Genomic DNA, 14,682 nt, shown 5'->3' on the forward strand with positions numbered 1-14,682 from the left:
CGCCGCGGAACGCGGCGGCGGGCCCCTGCGCGTGCGATCAGTGGCTGATCTCCTCCGACTTGCGGCCGCCCTCGATCTGCTCCTGCTCGTGCTCGCCGTGCGCGTGCTCTTCGACGGGGATGTCGTCGTAGGTCCACGCGCGGTTGAGCCGCGAGCGCAGGTGGCCGAGCGGGCCCTTGGCGCCGGGCGCCGGGATGCCGCGGGCGTCCCGGTCCGGCGGCTGCAGCCGCGCGTTCTCCTTGGACAGCAGGACGTGCCGCTCCTCGTCGCGGGCCGGCTCGTGCCGCTCGGAGAACTTGCCGTCCGGCGACATCATGACCACGCCGCTCTCCACGCCGTGCGCCACCACGTCGGCGTCCTTGCGCTGGAGGCCCAGGCAGATCCGCTTGGTGGCGATGAACGCGATGATCGGACCGAGGAAGAACGTGACCCGGAAGAACCACGTCGTGGCGAACAGCGACAGGTGGAACTTGTCCGCCAGGACGTCGTTCGCGCCGGCGAGCCACAGCAGCCCGTAGAAGGTGACGGCGGCGACGCCGGTCGCGGTGCGGACCGGGGCGTTGCGCGGCCGGGTGTTGACGTGGTGGTGCCGCTTGTCGCCGGTCACCCACGCCTCGACCCACGGCCAGACCGCCGCGCCGCCGAACACGATGCCGAGCGGCAGCGCCGCCGGGATGAGCACGCTCAGGGTGAGCGTGTGCCCGAGGAAGTCGTACTCCCAGCCCGGCATGATGCGCAGCGAGCCCTCCAGGACGCCCATGTACCAGTCGGGCTGGGAGCCCGAGGAGATGGCGCCCGGATCGTACGGGCCGAACAGCCAGATCGGGTTGATCTGCGCGAACGCCCCGAGCAGCGCCAGGACGCCGAAGGTGAACAGGAAGTAGGCGCCCGTCTTGGCCATGAACACCGGGTAGAACGGGTAGCCGTACACCTGCTTCTCGGTCTGGTGCTTGACCGGCATCGCGGTGTGCTTCTGCACCCACATGATCATCATGTGCGCGGTGACCAGCCCGAGCAGCAGCGCCGGGATGAGCAGGATGTGGATCATGTACAGCCGGGGCACGATGTCCTGGCCGGGGAACTCGCCGCCGAACAGGAACATGTACGCGTACGTGCCGACGATCGGGATGCCCTCGGCCACGCCCTGGGTGATGCGCAGGCCGGTGCCGGACAGCAGGTCGTCCGGCAGCGAGTAGCCGGCGAGGCCCTCCAGCATGCCGAGCGTGAACATGCCGATGCCGATCAGCCAGTTCAGCTCGCGCGGCTTGCGGTAGGCGCCGGTGAAGAACACCCGCAGCATGTGCGCCAGGATCGACGCCATGAACAGCAGCGCCGCCCAGTGGTGGACCTGCCGCATCAGCAGGCCGCCGCGGATGTCGAAGCTGATGTGCAGCGTCGACGCGTACGCCTCGGACATCCTCACGCCGTTCAGCGGCGCGTACGAGCCGTCGTACACCACCTCGCCCATGCTGGGCTTGAACCAGAACGTCAGGAACACTCCGGTCAGCAGCAGGATGACGAAGGAGTACAGGGCGATCTCGCCCAGCATGAAGGACCAGTGGTCCGGAAAGACCTTCTTCATGTTGCGCTTGAAGAAGGTGGTGGAGCCGAGGCGGTCGTCGAGGAACGTCAGCGGGGCCTCGACCGCCTTCGGTGCTGTCGCCTCGCTCATCCGCGCTCCCAGAAGCTCGGGCCGACGGGTTCTTGGTAGTCGCTCGTCGCGATGATGTAGCCGTCCTCGACCGACAGCGGCAGCTGCGGAAGCGGCCGCGCCGCCGGGCCGAAGATGACCTTCGCCGCGTCGGTGGCGTCGAAGGTGGACTGGTGGCACGGGCACAGGATGTGGTGCGTGGTCTGCTCGTACAGGGCCGCCGGGCAGCCGACGTGCGTGCAGACCTTGGAGTACGCGACGATCCCGTTGACGTGCCAGTTCTCGCGTCCCTTGGCGGGCTTGAACTCGTCCGCGGGGACGTTGATGAGGATCGTGACGGCCTTCGCGACCTGCGTGAGGGCCTGGTCCTCGGGGACGTGCTCCTCCAGCCCCTCCGGCAGGACGGTGATCATCGAGCCGGGGGTGGCGAAGTCGCTGACCCGCAGCGGCTTGTTGGTGCCGTCCACCACCAGGCGGACGCCCTTCTTGCCCTCGGCCTGCGCCCGCTTGACCGCCTCGCCCCAGAAGGTGTGCCGGAGCTTCTTCTCCGGCAGCGGGCCGAGGTCGCGCAGCAGCACCAGCGGCGCGAGGCCGAGCGGCGCGGCGGCCAGCAGCAGCGTGCGGCGCAGCAGCGGGCGCTTGGTGACGCCGCTGTCCTCCGCGCCCTCCAGGAAGTCCCGGGTGAAGGCCGCCCGGGTCTCCTCGTCGGCCGCCAGCTCGTGCCGCTCCTGGACGATCGGCTTGCTGGTCATCAGCCGGCGCACCCAGATCGTGACGCCGATCGCCATCGACAGGAACGCGACGGCCATCGTCCCGCCGAGCCAGAAGTTGACCTCGCGGGCGTCCCAGATGCCGTGCATGCCGCCGTCGCGGCCGCTCCAGCCGATGAAGTAGGCGATGAACGTCACGCTCGACAGGAACGCGAGCAGGAAGAACGCCGCCACGATCCGCTCGGCGCGCTTGGCCGACCGCTCGTCCAGCTGCTCCCCGACGCCCGCGGGCGCCGAGATGTCGTCCTCGGCGAGGAGGGCCTTCTCCCTCGCCGGGGACGGCGTGCCGATCACGCGCTCGCGGCGGCCGCCGTCCTCGCGCGGGCCGGTCGAGCCCGCGGTCTCCTTGTTGTCGTCGCTCATGACTTCTTCAGCTTCTTCGGCTTCTTCGCGGTGATCCACATGGCCGCCATCACCATCAGGCCGACGCCGACCAGCCAGGCGACCAGGCCCTCGCTCACCGGGCCGATGCGGCCGAGGCCGTTACCGCCCGGGTTGGGCTCCTCGCGCGTCTGCACGAGGTAGGAGATGATCGCCCGCTTGTCCTCCGGCGTGAGCGTGGTGTCGTTGAACACCGGCATCGCCTGCGGGCCGGTCAGCATGGCCTCGTACATCTGCGTGGGCGTGACGTCGCTCTTGGAGAGCGGAGGCGCGTACTTGCCGCCGGTCAGCGCACCGCCCTGGCCGGTGAAGTTGTGGCACTGCGCGCAGTTGGTGCGGAACAGCTTGCCGCCGAGCGCGACGTCGCCCTTGGCCGGGTCGACGGCCGCGGCGGACGGAACCTCGGGGCCGCCGCCGAGGGAGGCGATGTAGGCGCGCAGGTCGGCCAGGTTCTTCTCGGCCTGGGCCTTCTGCTTCTCGGCGGCCTCCCGCTTCTCCTTCTCCTCGTAGTCCGTCTTGATCTGCGTGTTGAAGGCGGGGATCGGCTTCTTGCGCGGCACCTGCGCGTCCGGGTTCATCGCGGGCATGCGGCCCGTGCTGACCTGGAAGTCGACGGAGGCGGCGCCCACCCCGATGAGGCTGGGCGCGATCCAGTTGCCCTTGGCGTCCTTCGTGCCCTCGGCGTTCAGCCCGTGGCAGCTCGCGCAGTTCTGGTTGAAGAGCGCCTGCCCGTGCTTCAAGTCCTCCGCGGCCTGCGCGGTGCTCTGCGCCTCGGCGCGGTCGGTCTGCGGCGAGAAGCCGGCGTAGATCACGCCGATCGCCGCCAGGGCCGCCAGCACGACGGCGTAGCCCGCCCACGGGCGCCGTCGCCATGCGGTGATCCTTTTCACGGAAATCCCCGTTCGGGTCATGTCGTCGGGATGGGGGTCAGAGGTCGAGCAGGTAAACGACCGAGAACAGGCCGATCCACACCACGTCGACGAAGTGCCAGTAGTAGGACACGACGATCGCGCTCGTCGCCTGCTCGTGCGTCCACCGCTTGGCGGCGTAGGTGCGCCCGAGCAGGAACAGGAACGCGACGAGGCCGCCGATCACGTGCAGCCCGTGGAAACCGGTCGCCAGGTAGAACACCGAGCCGTAGGCCGAGGACGCGAAGGTCAGCCCGTCGTGGGTGACGAGGTTGAAGTACTCGTAGCCCTGGCCGGCGACGAAGTAGGCGCCCATCAGGAAGGAGAGGACGTACCACTCGCGCAGCCCCCAGCTCGCCGGGTTCCACACGCTGCCGTCGCGCCCGACCTTGCCCGCCTCCGCCTTGAACACGCCCATCTGGCACGTCACCGAGGACAGCACCAGGATGGTCGTGTTGACCGCCGACAGCGGCAGGTCCAGCGGGGCGCCCGGCCACGCGTCTTCACCGGACTGGCCGATCGTCACGGAGCGGATCGTGAAGAACATCGCGAACAGCGCCGCGAAGAACATCAGCTCGGACGACAGCCAAACGATCGTCCCCACGCTGACCAGATTGGGACGGTTCGCCCGTGCGTGAGGTGTTGTCTCTATCGCGGATGCTGTCACGGGCAGCATTATTGCGCCCCCATCCCGTGAGTGGCGCATGACCCCCCTCCTACCGTTCCCCGAGCGTGTTGCGGGGGTCGGCGACCCGGTACCCTCACGTGCATGAGCACCGCCCCGGAGAGCCCGATGAAGGTCCTCGTCTACAGCGACGACGCGAACGTCCGCGCCCAGATCCGCATGGCCGTCGGGCGCCGTCCCGCCGCCGACCTGCCGAAGGTCGAGTTCGTGGAGGTCGCGACCCAGCCCGCCGCCGTGGCGCGGCTGGACCAGGGCGACATCGACGCCGCGATCGTCGACGGCGAGGCCCAGCCCGCCGGCGGGCTGGGCGTGTGCCGGCAGGCCAAGGACGAGGTGTACGACTGCCCGCCGTTCCTCGCGCTCATCGGCCGCCGCGACGACGGCTGGCTCGCCACCTGGTCGCGCGCCGACGCCGTCGCGAGCCTGCCGATCGACCCGATGGCGCTGGCCGACGCGCTCGCCGGCCTGCTGCGGCAGCGCCGCGAGAGCCGCCTCCCGGCCCTGTAGCACCTCCCGGGCCCGTAGCATCTCCCGGCCCGGGAAGCACCGGCCCGGCCCTTGGAAGCAGCCCTGTAGAAGCAGCCCTGTAGAAGCGGCAGAGACCCGGTAGGGGACATGGACGCGCGCACCAGCTGGCCCGCACTGCTCAACGCCCTGCTCTCGGGCGACTCGCTGTCCAGCGAGGAGACCGCCTGGGCCATGAACAGCATCATGGCCGGGGAGGCCACGGACGTGCAGATCGCGGGCTTCGCGGTCGCGCTGCGCGCCAAGGGCGAGACGGTCGAGGAGGTCACCGGCCTCGCCGAGGGGATGATGGACAACGCCACCCGCATCGAGGTGCCGGGGCCCATCGCCGACCTCGTCGGGACGGGCGGCGACCGCGCCCACACCGTCAACGTCTCCACGATGGCCGCGGTGGTCGCCGCCGCGTCCGGCGTCCGGGTCGTCAAGCACGGCAACCGGGCCGCGTCGTCCTCGTGCGGCGCCGCCGACCTGCTGGAGCACCTCGGCGTCGCCATCGACCTGCCGCCGGAGGCCACCGCGCGGATCGCCGGGGAGCTCGGCATCACGTTCTGCTTCGCGCCGCTCTACCACCCGGCGCTGCGGCACGCGTCCCGGACGCGCAGCGAGCTCGGCACGCCGACGGTGTTCAACTTCCTCGGCCCGCTGACCAACCCGGCGCGTCCCGCCGCCCAGGCGGTCGGCGTGTTCCACCCGCGGATGGCGGGCGTCATCGCGGGCGTGTTCGCCGGGCGGGGCTGCTCCTCGCTGGTGTTCCGCGGCGACGACGGGCTGGACGAGCTGACCACCACCGGCACCTCCACGGTGTGGGTGGTCCGCGAGGGGACGGCGACGGAGACGACGTTCGACCCGTCCGACCTCGGCATCCCGCCCGCGCGGCCGGAGGACCTGCGCGGCGCCGACGCGGCGTTCAACGGCCGGGTGGCGCGCGAGACGTTCGCGGGCGCGAAGGGGCCGGTCCGCGACATGGTGCTGCTGAACGCGGCCGCGCTCATCACCGCCTACGAGGGCGCGCCGCCCGCCGCCGAGCTGACCGCCGCGCTGGGCGACGCCTACGGCCGCGCCGCGCGGGCCGTCGACTCGGGCGCGGCGAGCGACCTGCTCGACCGCTGGATCGAGACCTCCCAGGCGCTGCGCGGCTGACCTCGCGGCCGCGCCCCTCGGCCGGCCTCGGCCGCCCCGCGGCGGCGCCCTCAGGCCACGCTCCGGGCGCCGCTGGAGATGCGCTGGGCGATGTAGATCGGGACGACCGACAGCACGATCAGCGCCGCGGCGAGGACGTTCACCACCGGCGCCTGGTTGGGGCGGAACAGGTTGTTGAAGATCCAGATCGGCAGCGTGGTGGCGCCCGGGCCGGCGGTGAACGTGGTGACGATGATCTCGTCGAAGGACAGCGCGAACGACAGCAGGCCGCCCGCGAGGAACGCCGAGCGCAGCGCGGGCAGCGTCACGAGGCGGAACGTCTGGAAGGTGTCGGCGCCGAGGTCGGCGGACGCCTCCTCCAGGCTCGTGCCGGTGCGGCGGAGCCGGGCCAGCACGTTGTTGTAGATGGTGACGACGCAGAACGTCGCGTGCCCGACGATGACGGTGAACAGGCCGAGCCCGATCCCGAGCGGCTTCAGCACCACCTGGAAGGCGTTGCTGAGCGCGATGCCGGTGACGATGCCGGGCAGCGCGATCGGCAGGATGACGACGAGCGACACCGTCTCGCGTCCGAAGAACCTGTACCGCGACACGGCGAACGCGGCCATCGTGCCGAGGACGAGCGCGATGGCCGTCGCGCCGAGTCCCGCCTTGACGCTGGTGAGGACGGCCTGCCGGGCGCCCTCGTTGGCCAGCGCCTGCGACCACCAGCGGCCGGTGAAGCCGGGCGGCGGCCAGCCGAACGTCTTGTCGGCGTTCACCGAGTTGACCAGCACGACGAGCAGCGGCACGTAGATGACCGCGAGGCCGAGGACCATGAGGACGCGCAGCGCGATCCGCGCGGCGGGCGGGAAGGTCATCACAGCTCCCTGAGCGCGCCGGTGCGGCGGGCGGCGGCGAGGTACCCGAGCATCACCACGACCGGGATCGTGGCGACGGCCGCGGCGAACGGCAGATTGTTGGCGGCGCCGATGTTGTCGTAGACGACGTTGCCGAGCAGCTGCTGCGAGCCGCCGACGATCTTCACGGTGATGTAGTCGCCGAGCGACAGCGAGAACGTGAAGATCGACCCGGCCACCAGGGACGGGAACACCAGCGGCAGCAGCACCGTGCGGAACGTGCGCAGCGGCCGGGCGCCGAGGTCGCCGGCCGCGTCCAGCAGCGAGTCCGGGAGCCGCTCCAGCCCGGTGTAGACGGGCAGGATCATGTACGGCAGCCACAGGTAGGACAGGACGAGCACGGTCGCGGTGAGGCCGTAGCCGGGGCTGCCGAGCCCGAGCGGCTTCAGCGCCTCGTCGAGCAGCCCGCCCTGCTGCAGCATCACCCGCCACGCGTACGCCTTGACGAGGTAGGCGGCCCACAGCGGCGCCAGGATCGCGATCATCAGGTAGGGCCGGTGCCGCGGCCTGGCGACCTTGGCCATGTACAGCGCCATGGGGAAGCCGATGGCGGTGTCGATCAGGGTGACGGCGACCGCGACGCCGAGGCTGCGCAGCGCGACCGTGCGGTAGACGGGCTCGTCCAGCAGCGTGCGGAAGTTGGCGAGGGTGAACCGCCGGACGACCTCGCCGGTGAAGACGTCGGTCGACCAGAACGCGGTGAGGAAGATGGCGGCGAGTGCGCCGAGGTAGACGACGACCAGCCAGGCGAGCGGCGCCGAGAGCAGCAGCGACAGCCGCAGCCGGGGGCGGCGGTGCAGCAGGGCCGCCGCCCGGCGCCGGACCCCCGGCGCCGGGCGGGCGCCCTCACCGCCGGTGAGGGCGGGGGCGGTCATCCCTTGATCGTGGTCCACGCCTGGGTCCACTTGGAGTAGTCGACGCACTTGACGTCGGTGCGCCCGTCGAGGCACTGCGCGATCGGCGTCGTCCAGAAGTGCACCTTGGAGAAGTAGTTCTCGTCGGTGGCGTGGAAGGTGTCGCAGAAGTGCTCGTCCGCGGTCTCCTCACACGCCTTGGCGTTGGCCGGCGCCTCACCGAACCATTCGGCGACCTGCGCGTTCACCTTGGGCGACACGATCCAGTCGAGCCACTTGTAGGCGCAGTTCGGGTGCTTCGCCTTCGCCGCGACCATCCAGGTGTCCGACCAGCCGGTCGAGCCCTCCTTGGGCAGGGTCACCTTCACCGGCGCCTTCTCCGCCTCGGCGAGGTTCGCGATGACCTGCCACGTCGTCCCGAGGACGGAGTCGCCGCTCTTGAACGCCTGGACCTCCTTGGTGTAGTCGGACCAGTACTCGCCGATCAGCCCGCGCTGCGCCTTCAGCAGCTGGACGGCCGCGTCGAACTGCTTCTGGTCGAGCGCGTACGGGTCCTTGATGCCGAGCTCGGGCTTGGCCGACATGAGGTAGAGGGCTGCGTCGGCGATGTAGATCGGGGAGTCGTAGGCGGTGATCGCGCCCTTGTAGGGCGAGTTCGCGTCGAACACCGCGCCCCACGAGTCGGGGGCGGGCTTCACCTTGTCGCTGCGCCACATGAGCAGGTTGGCGCCGCGGCCGTGCGGGATGCCGTAGGAGACGCCGTTCACCGAGTTCCAGGGCTTCATCTTCAGCCCGGCGAAGACGTCGGCGTAGTTCGGGACGAGCCCGGTGTTGACCGGCGCGACCGTCCCGGAGGCGATGAGCCGCAGCGACGCGTCGCCGGAGGCGGAGACCGCGTCGTACTCGCCCGTCTTCATCAGCGTGACCATCTCGTCGGACGTCCCGGCGACCTTGGTGTTGACCTTGCAGCCGGTCTGCTTCTCGAACGGGGTGACCCAGTCGACCTTCGGGTCGTTGGAGCCGTCCTCGGCGTAGCCCGCCCACGCGACCAGGTCGACCTCGCCCTCGCCCGCGCCGAGCGACTGCTGCATCGGGATCTTCGGGACGGTGAAGCCGCCCTGCCCGGCGCCGGACGCCCGGCCGCCCGAGCCGCCGTCGCCGCAGGCCGCTGCCGTCAGCCCGATCGCCAGCGTCGCCGCGGCGGCGAGCGCCATGCGCGTGGACCACATGGGGAACTCCTTGTTTTCGGGGGTTGGGGGTGAATCAGGAGGCGGGCGCCGGCGCCGGGTCGGTGCCCGTGCCGGCGTCCGAGACGTGGAACTCGTGCGATTCGTGCCAGCTGATCCGGACGCGCGCGCCGCGGCGGCCCAGCACGTCCATGGAGGTGGTCCGCAGGTTCTGCTGCAGCGCGACGACCCGGTCCCCCGACTCCAGGTCGATGACGAAGCGGGTCACCGCGCCCGCGTAGACGACTTCGGCGACCGTGCCGGACGCGCGCCGCTCCCCCGCGCCGGGCGCGTCCCCGTCCGGCTCGCCGCCCTGCGCGGCGACGTGGATCTTCTCCGGCCGGACGCAGACGCCGCCGATCCGGTTGGACGTCCCCACGAACCCCGCGACGAACTCGGTCGCGGGCCGCTCGTACACCTCGGCGGGCGTGCCGACCTGCTCGATCCGGCCCCCGTTGAGGACGGCGACCCGGTCGCTCAGGGTCAGCGCCTCCTCCTGGTCGTGCGTGACGAACACGAAGGTGATGCCGGCCCGCCGCTGGAGGCTCTTCAGCTCGACCTGCATCTCCTCGCGCAGCTTCAGGTCGAGCGCGCCGAGCGGCTCGTCGAGCAGCAGCACCTTCGGCTCGTTGACCAGGGCGCGGGCGAGCGCCACCCGCTGCCGCTGGCCGCCGGACAGCTCGGCGGGGCGGCGCGCCTCCAGCCCGTCCAGCCGGACGCCGCGCAGCGCCTCCAGCGCCCGCTCGCGGCGCTCGGCGCGCGGCACCCGCCGCACCTTGAGCCCGTACTCGACGTTGCGGAGCACGTCCATGTGCGGGAAGAGCGCGTAGTCCTGGAAGACGGTGTTGACGTCGCGGTCGAACGGCGGGAGGCCGGTCACGTCCCTGCCGCCGAGCTCGACGGTCCCGGACGTGGGGCGCTCGAAGCCCGCGATGAGCCGCAGCACCGTCGTCTTCCCGGATCCGGACGGGCCGAGCATCGAGAAGAACTCGCCGTCCCCGATGTCGAGGTCGACGCCCGCCACCGCCTCGACCGAGCCGAAAGTCTTGCGCAGATCGCGGAGCCTCACCGCTGTCACCGGCATGACCGAAAACATATGGATTCATAGGTTTCAGTTCAAGTGATGTTCCGGTATCACTGTGTGCGACACCGGGAGGGGGGCCATGAACAGCGCGCACCTGGTCGTGTTCGCTCCCGTCGACAACACCGCGCGGGTGCACGCGGTCGTGCGGCGGCTCACCGACGCGATCGCGCTCGGCCTCCTCGGCGACGGCGAGCAGCTGCCGAGCGAGACCGACCTCGCCGCGCATCTCGGGGTCTCGACCGTCACACTACGCGAAGCGCTGATGGCCTTGCGTCAGCAAGGGCTCATCGAGACCCGGCGCGGGCGCGGCGGCGGGAGCTTTGTCCGGGCGCCGGCCAGGCCGTTCGACCTCGACGAGCGGCTCGGTTCGCTCAGCGCGGAAGAGCTCCGCGATCTCGGCGACCACTACGCCGCCATCGCCGGCGCCGCCGCCCGCCTGGCCGCGCTGCGCTCGCTGCCCGGCGACGTCCGGCGGCTGCGCCGCTCGCTCGCGGAGATGGCGGCCACCGAGGCCGGCGCGGGGATGTGCCGGCTGGACGGTCGGCTGCACCTGGAGGTCGCCGCCGCGTCCCAGTCGGGCCGGCTCACCCGCGAGGAGATCCGGCTGCAGGCCGAGATCGGGCCGCTGGTGTGGGCCGTGCACGACCTGCCGGACCGGCGCGGCCGGGTCGACGCCGAGCACGCCGGGATCGTCGACGCCATCGAGGCCGCGGACGATGCCCGCGCCCGCGATGTAGCTGAAAGTCACGTCTTGAATGCGGTAGAACGTCTCATTGAACGACGGCTCGCACTCTGAGAGGGGTCCCATGCCCGCCGAGCCACCGGCCGTCGGCGCGGCGGCGGCCCACGTCCGCGCCACCCTGGACGGCGTGTTCGCGGCCGTCGACCGGGTCCGCGACGCGACCGCCCGGTGCCTGGCGGACGCCGGACGCGCCGGCCGCGCCCCCGTCCGCGCCGACCTGGCCGCGCTGCGCCCGCTGCTGCTCGCCCGGCTCGGCCCGCTGATCTGCGGCCTCGGGTTCATCGCCGCGCCGCAGCTGCTCGCCGACGCCGCCTGGTACATGGAGTGGTGGCAGACCGGCCCCGGCGGCCGCCCGTCCCAGCTGCTGCGCGACCTGGACCCCGAGCGCAGCGCCCTCTACGACTACACGCGCTGGGAGTGGTTCACCGGGCCGGAGAGCGGCGCGGAGCGGACCGTCTGCGGCCCCTACGTCGACTACCTGTGCAGCGACGAGTACGTCCTGACGCTGTCGGTGCCCGTGCACGTCGCCGGGGCCTTCGCGGGCGTCGCCGCGGCGGACGTCTTCGCCCGGACGTTCGAGAACGAGATCGTCCCCGCGCTGCGCGAGATCCCGGCGCCCGCGTTCGTCGTCAACGCCCCCGGCCGGGTCATGGCGTCCAACACCGCGAGCTGGCCGCCGGGGGCCGCCTACCGCGCGAACCCCGCCCACTCGGCGCACCGGTGCGGCGACCTGTCCCTGTCCCTCGTCACCGCGGGCTGAGAGCCCCCCCGTCACCGAGCCCCCCGTCACCGCGGGCGGGGCCTCAGTCGGCGTCGGGGAGGCCCAGCGCGAACGCCTGCTCCAGGTCGTGCTGGGAGTAGGTGCGGAAGGCGATGTGGGTCTCGGTGCCGACGACGCCGTCGACCTTGTTGAGCCGGCCCGGGATGACGTCGTTCAGCTCCTCGTGCCGGCGCACCCGGACCATCGCCATGAGGTCGTGGCCGCCGGTGATGGAGTAGACCTCGCTGACGCCGTCCAGCGCGGCGATCGTCTCGGCCACCTCGTGGATGCGCGCGACGTCGGCCTTGACGAACACGATCGCAGTGACCACTTCACCCTCCCGTACAGTCGGCTGCCACCGACCCTATCGGCGGGCCCGGATCAGCCGCGGCTCAGGGCGGCCAGCCGCCCGGCCGGGCCGGCGCGGCGGGCGAGGAGGGCGAACGCCACCCCCGCCACGAAGCCGTAGATGTGCGCGGTGTAGGCGACGTTGCTCTTCTCGTCGCCGAGCGACAGCCACTGCAGGACGAACCAGTACCCCAGCACCACCCACACCGGCAGCCGGACCACGATGACCGGCGGCACCCAGCTGACGATGCGGCCGCGCGGGTTGAGGATCACGTAGGCGCCCATCACCCCGGCGATGGCCCCGGACGCGCCGATCAGCGGGACGGTCGAGTCGGGCGACGTCCACGCGAACCCGTAGACGGCGACGAGCCCGAACGCCAGGTAGGCGAGGAGGTAGCGCCACCGGCCGAGCCGGTCCTCGACGCCCATGCCGACGACGAACAGCGCGACCAGGTTGCCCAGCAGGTGCAGCGCGCCCGAGTGCAGGAACATCGAGGTGAACGCCGACGTCCAGGGCGCCTTGTGGAACCCGGCCGGCCCGCACTCGTGCACGATCTCGGTCGGCAGCGGCTGCTGGTCGCCGGTGGTCAGCTCCTTGGGCACCGCGCCGTACTCGTAGGTGAAGTGCGCCGCCTTGCACTGGCGGACCGCGTCCTCGCCGTACCAGGCGGCGAAGTTCGACATGGGGGTGAGCAGGAAGACCACCACGTTGGCCGCGACCAGCAGGTACGTCACCCACGGGACGCGGCGCGCCGGCTGGCTGTCGTAGAGGGGCAGTGCCACAGGGTCACCTTAGTGGGCGCCCGGCCCTCGTCCGGGACGGCTCGGGCGGCTCGTACACCCGGTCGTAGGCGCGGTCGATCCACTCGCGCAGCCCCTCGGCGCCGTGCGCCGGGCACGTCCACGCGCCGTCGACCTCGACGAGCCGGACGCCGGGCAGGTCGAGCCAGCGCAGCACGCACTCCATCTCCTCGGCGGTGGCGCCCGCGGACGGGGGCTCGCCGAGCGCGACGCCGCCGGGCGCCTCGCCGGACGGAGGGAACACCGTCTCGGCGGTGGCGATGAGCGCGTCCACGTACGGGCGGGGCTGGGCGTGCGGCGGGACGGTCCCGGCGGCGGCGAGCCGCCCGTACCGCACGACCGACAGCTCCCAGCCGCCGTCGAACGCGGGCCGCGCCGCGACCAGCTGCGGGAGCCGGGCCAGCGCGGCGAGCCGCTGCCCGCGCGCCGCGGCGCGGACGAACGCGGCGAGCCGGTCGCGCTGGGCGGCGGCCTCCTCGTAGCGCAGCTCCGCCGCGAGCCGGTCGATGCGCACCCGCGCGGCGGCCACCACGGGCCGCACGTCGCCCTCCATGACCGAGCGCGCGGTCTCGGCGTGCACGGCGTAGGCGTCGGCGGACTCGCGGCCGTCGCAGGGCGCGCCGCAGCGCCCGATCTCGGCGAGCGCGCACGCGCGGGCCTTGCCGCGCTCGATGAGCCGGAGCGTCAGCCGCTGGGTGCACTGGCGCAGCGGGACGGCCTCGTGCAGCGCCGCGCGCGCCTCCTCGGCCTGCCGCCGGGACGGGATCGGCCCGAGGTAGCGGGCGCCGTCGGCGCGGCATTCCCGGACGATCGACAGCCGCGGGAACGGCTCCACGGTCAGCTTCAGCCAGATGGCCCGCTCGGGGAACTTCGAGCGGCGGTTGTAGCGCGGCTTGTGCTCGGCGATCAGCCGCAGCTCGCGGACCTCGGCCTCCAGGCCGGTGGCGCACACGATCGTGCGGACGTTCTCGGCGAGCCCCACCATCTCGCGGACCCGCCAGCGCGTCTCCGAGCCGGTGAAGTAGCTGCGCACGCGCGAGCGCAGGTCGCCGCTCTTGCCGACGTAGAGGACCTCGCCGGCGTGGTCCTCGAAGAGGTAGACGCCGGGGGTGCTCGGCACGTCGTCGGCGAGGTGGCGCTTGCGGCGCTGCTCGGGGGTGGGCGCCTTGGCGAAGCTCCGCATCTCCTCCAGCGAGGTGACGCCGAACGAGCCGAGCCGCTCGATGAGGCCGTGCAGGACCTCCACTGTGGCGCGGGCGTCGGCGAGGGCGCGGTGCGTCGGCTCGTTGGACGTGCGGAAGAAGCGGGCCAGGGTGCCGAGCTTGCAGTTGGGCACCTCGTCCCGGGACAGGACGCGGCGCGCCAGGTCGACGGTGTCGACCACGGGGAACGCGGGCCAGGCGTAGCCGTTCGCGGCGCAGGCGCTCTTGAGGAAGCCGATGTCGAACGGGGCGTTGTGCGCGACGAGCACGCAGCCGCGCGCGAACTCCAGGAAGGCGGGCAGCACCGACTCGATGCGCGGCGCGGCCGTCACCATCGCGGTGGTGATGCCGGTGAGCGCCGTGATGAACGGCGGTACCGGCCCGCCGGGGTCGACCAGCGTGGCCAGCTCGCCGAGCTCCTCTCCCCCGCGCACCTTCACCGCGCCGATCTCGGTGATGGCCGAGTCGGCGGCCGAGCCGCCCGTCGTCTCCAGGTCGACCACCACGAAGGTGACCTCGGAGAGCGGAGTGCCGAGGTCGTCCAGCGTCCCCTGTATCCCGGGCCCCTGGACACCGTGCGCAGCCGTCATGTGCGCGACCGTAGAGGACGCCACCGACAGAAGCCCGGGCCGCTAGGGTTGGGGGGCGCCCGCGCGTCCCGGCGCGCCGGGGGGCCGCGGGGCCGGTCCGGGGGAGCCCGGCGCGA

The 14,682-nt window shown here is 72.2% G+C and carries 15 protein-coding genes; 4 read left to right on the forward strand and 11 right to left on the reverse strand.

Annotation, left to right across the window (positions count from 1 at the left end; translation table 11 throughout):
• Nucleotides 1–37: 37 nt before the first annotated feature.
• The 4 genes from qcrB to ctaE are packed head-to-tail and all read right to left on the reverse strand — an operon-like array spanning nucleotide 38 to nucleotide 4,416.
• Entirely contained in the window at nucleotides 38–1,672 is a 1,635-nt protein-coding gene (gene qcrB, locus ABTW95_RS12865; protein ID WP_396447203.1) for a cytochrome bc1 complex cytochrome b subunit, read from the reverse strand.
• Complete coding sequence (gene qcrA / locus ABTW95_RS12870) at nucleotides 1,669–2,784, reverse strand: cytochrome bc1 complex Rieske iron-sulfur subunit (protein ID WP_396447205.1); 1,116 nt, start codon at nucleotides 2,782–2,784, stop codon at nucleotides 1,669–1,671. The genes qcrB and qcrA overlap by 4 nt, the downstream gene beginning before the upstream one ends.
• A complete protein-coding gene (gene qcrC, locus ABTW95_RS12875; RefSeq protein WP_396447206.1) occupies nucleotides 2,781–3,692 on the reverse strand; it encodes a cytochrome bc1 complex diheme cytochrome c subunit in 912 nt (303 codons plus the stop codon). Before qcrC ends, qcrA begins: the two co-directional genes overlap by 4 nt.
• Before the next feature lie 37 nt (nucleotides 3,693–3,729).
• Complete coding sequence (ctaE, locus tag ABTW95_RS12880; protein WP_500226342.1) at nucleotides 3,730–4,416, reverse strand: aa3-type cytochrome oxidase subunit III; 687 nt, start codon at nucleotides 4,414–4,416, stop codon at nucleotides 3,730–3,732.
• A gap of 63 nt (nucleotides 4,417–4,479) precedes the next feature.
• On the opposite strand from ctaE, the gene ABTW95_RS12885 reads away from it, so the two are divergent.
• Together ABTW95_RS12885 and trpD are read left to right on the forward strand one after the other, a co-directional pair.
• Nucleotides 4,480–4,902, forward strand: a complete 423-nt coding sequence (locus ABTW95_RS12885; protein ID WP_396447208.1) for a type 2 periplasmic-binding domain-containing protein — start codon at nucleotides 4,480–4,482, stop codon at nucleotides 4,900–4,902.
• Nucleotides 4,903–5,010: 108 nt separating this feature from the next.
• Complete coding sequence (gene trpD / locus ABTW95_RS12890) at nucleotides 5,011–6,060, forward strand: anthranilate phosphoribosyltransferase (protein WP_396447209.1); 1,050 nt, start codon at nucleotides 5,011–5,013, stop codon at nucleotides 6,058–6,060.
• A gap of 50 nt (nucleotides 6,061–6,110) precedes the next feature.
• On the opposite strand, the gene ABTW95_RS12895 is transcribed toward trpD, so the two are convergent.
• From ABTW95_RS12895 to ABTW95_RS12910, 4 genes are read right to left on the reverse strand one after another with little or no spacing between them, the layout of a single operon-like run.
• Nucleotides 6,111–6,920 carry an ABC transporter permease gene (locus tag ABTW95_RS12895; protein WP_500226343.1) on the reverse strand — a complete coding sequence of 270 codons (810 nt, stop codon included), beginning with the start codon at nucleotides 6,918–6,920 and terminating at the stop codon, nucleotides 6,111–6,113.
• Nucleotides 6,920–7,834, reverse strand: a complete 915-nt coding sequence (locus tag ABTW95_RS12900) for an ABC transporter permease (protein ID WP_500226344.1) — start codon at nucleotides 7,832–7,834, stop codon at nucleotides 6,920–6,922. The genes ABTW95_RS12895 and ABTW95_RS12900 overlap by 1 nt, the downstream gene beginning before the upstream one ends.
• Nucleotides 7,831–9,042: an ABC transporter substrate-binding protein gene (locus ABTW95_RS12905; protein ID WP_500226345.1), complete on the reverse strand. Its 1,212-nt coding sequence runs from the start codon at nucleotides 9,040–9,042 to the stop codon at nucleotides 7,831–7,833. The genes ABTW95_RS12900 and ABTW95_RS12905 overlap by 4 nt, the downstream gene beginning before the upstream one ends.
• Before the next feature lie 34 nt (nucleotides 9,043–9,076).
• Nucleotides 9,077–10,123: an ABC transporter ATP-binding protein gene (locus tag ABTW95_RS12910; protein ID WP_500226346.1), complete on the reverse strand. Its 1,047-nt coding sequence runs from the start codon at nucleotides 10,121–10,123 to the stop codon at nucleotides 9,077–9,079.
• A gap of 79 nt (nucleotides 10,124–10,202) precedes the next feature.
• Here ABTW95_RS12910 and ABTW95_RS12915 point away from each other — a divergent pair, with 79 nt between their 5' ends.
• Together ABTW95_RS12915 and ABTW95_RS12920 are read left to right on the forward strand one after the other, a co-directional pair.
• Nucleotides 10,203–10,919 (forward strand): FadR/GntR family transcriptional regulator, encoded by a 717-nt coding sequence (locus tag ABTW95_RS12915; protein WP_396447215.1) that lies wholly within the window; start codon nucleotides 10,203–10,205, stop codon nucleotides 10,917–10,919.
• Nucleotides 10,920–10,929: 10 nt separating this feature from the next.
• A complete protein-coding gene (locus tag ABTW95_RS12920) occupies nucleotides 10,930–11,625 on the forward strand; it encodes a PDC sensor domain-containing protein (protein WP_396447216.1) in 696 nt (231 codons plus the stop codon).
• Nucleotides 11,626–11,668: 43 nt separating this feature from the next.
• On the opposite strand, the gene ABTW95_RS12925 is transcribed toward ABTW95_RS12920, so the two are convergent.
• Genes ABTW95_RS12925 through ABTW95_RS12935 form a run of 3 tightly spaced genes read right to left on the reverse strand, consistent with a single transcriptional unit; the run spans nucleotide 11,669 to nucleotide 14,566 of the window.
• Entirely contained in the window at nucleotides 11,669–11,956 is a 288-nt protein-coding gene (locus ABTW95_RS12925; RefSeq protein WP_396447217.1) for an Lrp/AsnC family transcriptional regulator, read from the reverse strand.
• 50 nt (nucleotides 11,957–12,006) lie between these two features.
• Nucleotides 12,007–12,756: a rhomboid family intramembrane serine protease gene (locus tag ABTW95_RS12930; RefSeq protein ID WP_500226347.1), complete on the reverse strand. Its 750-nt coding sequence runs from the start codon at nucleotides 12,754–12,756 to the stop codon at nucleotides 12,007–12,009.
• Between the two features lie 4 nt (nucleotides 12,757–12,760).
• Entirely contained in the window at nucleotides 12,761–14,566 is a 1,806-nt protein-coding gene (locus tag ABTW95_RS12935; RefSeq protein WP_500226348.1) for a DEDD exonuclease domain-containing protein, read from the reverse strand.
• Nucleotides 14,567–14,682 lie beyond the last annotated feature (116 nt).

This window comes from Spirillospora sp. NPDC127506, from assembly GCF_040302145.1.
GTDB lineage: Bacteria > Actinomycetota > Actinomycetes > Streptosporangiales > Streptosporangiaceae > Spirillospora.